The 1026-nt window shown below is 63.0% G+C and carries 1 protein-coding gene; it reads left to right on the top strand.

Annotated features, from left to right (window positions below; genetic code table 11):
• Nucleotides 1-109: 109 nt before the first annotated feature.
• The coding region (locus EII35_RS15495; protein ID WP_148098970.1) for an RHS repeat domain-containing protein at nucleotides 110-1026 on the top strand (917 nt) is incomplete at its 3' end.

The raw sequence follows: 1026 nt of genomic DNA, 5'->3' as shown, positions 1-1026 counted from the left end.
ACTGGCGGGCTTTTCGAATTACATCGTCTCGAATGACAATGATTGTGTCCGCACTGATGTGGTTGCGGCGAATTTTGAGGCGGCTGGTGGTAGTGGTGTGGTGTCGTCGGTGTCGAATGACGCGATCGCGCAGAGTTTGGCCGCTCATGGGATCTCTGAGGAGCGCCCGGAGTTGGAGATCCCCGCTGTGGAGGCGATCGGGAATCCGCCGACGTCGGGGTATGCGAATGATCCGGTGAACACGGCGACGGGGAACTTCGTGGAGAACGAGGAGGACCTCCGCTGTGAGGGTGCGGCTGGGTTGTTGGGGTGGGCGCGGTCGTACTCGTCGCTCAGCCCGAAGATCGGTGGGCACGGCCCCGGGTGGGCATCCTTTGATGGTTGCGGGCTTGAGGTCACGGATGAGGGTGCTGCGTGGACTCTGGTGGACGGCCGAGAAGTGTTCTTCCCCAGGTTGGGGGATGGGTTTGATCGCGCCGGGCATGAGAACTACTGGTTGACCCGTGAGGGCGACGGATTCGTGGTGTCGAACAATGCCGGGGCGAGGTGGACACACAACGCAGCAGGCCGCTTGATCTCGTTCATGTTGACTGATGGCGCCGTGATCGAGTTTGTCCATGAGGGGGAGCGGTTGGTTCGGATCCGCCACCTGCGTGGCCGGGAGTTGATGATCCTGTGGGAGGGGGATCGGATTGTTGCGGTGGAGGCCGATGATGGCCGCCGTATCGACTACCACTACGAGGATGGGTTCCTGGTGGAGGTGGTTGGGCCGCTCGGGTCACGCCGTTACGAGTGGAATGAGCAGGGACTCATCTCGGCGGTGATCGATGCTGATGGTGTGGTCGAGGCCCGGAACACCTATGACGAGCAGGGCCGGGTGGTGTCTCAGACCTCGCCGTTTGGGCGGGTGACGCGGTTTGGGTATCTGCCGGGGCGGGTGACGGTGGTCTCGGATGAGGATGGGTCGCGGTCGAACACGTGGGTCGCGGATGCCCGGGGCCGGGTGGTGGGGATCACCGATTCGGA

This window comes from Arachnia propionica (genome assembly GCF_003932785.1).
GTDB lineage: Bacteria > Actinomycetota > Actinomycetes > Propionibacteriales > Propionibacteriaceae > Arachnia > Arachnia propionica_B.
The sequence above is the reverse complement of the archived record's forward strand: the minus strand, read 5'-3'. Positions and strand labels throughout refer to the sequence as shown.